The organism is Paenibacillus sp. KS1 (genome assembly GCF_001680695.1).
Taxonomy (GTDB): Bacteria; Bacillota; Bacilli; order Paenibacillales; family Paenibacillaceae; genus Paenibacillus_B; species Paenibacillus_B suaedae.
In genome coordinates, this window is sequence record NZ_MAIS01000332.1 from 1 (window position 1) to 361 (window position 361).

At 39.1% G+C, this 361-nt stretch carries 1 pseudogene; it reads right to left on the reverse strand.

Annotated features, from left to right (window positions below):
• Positions 1-361, reverse strand: a pseudogene (locus BBG47_RS28545) (helix-turn-helix domain-containing protein); the annotation flags it as partial.

Below are 361 nucleotides of genomic sequence, written 5' to 3' on the forward strand. Positions count from 1 at the left end.
TATAACCGTATTTAATATCGGTTTCAAACAGTTTATTGGAATTCGTTATTGTTCGATTTGACGCGATTTTTTTCGGAAATCGAACTCGTTTCTGACGTTGTGGCTTTAGGATATCTAGTTCCTTGCAAAGTCGATAAACTTTCTTCTTGTTTATACGAAGCTTGTACTGCTCACGCAATGCCACCGTCAGTTTACGGTAACCATAACCAGCCCCATCGCTAGCAATAAGCTCCATAATCCATTCTTTTAATTTGTTCATCAGATATTGTGCAGCCATTTGTAAGCTGGGAGAATCCAGGTGTTGGGCCTCCCTCACTCACTAATTTGCTGTGTAATTGTGCTTTCTTATGATAGTAATAAC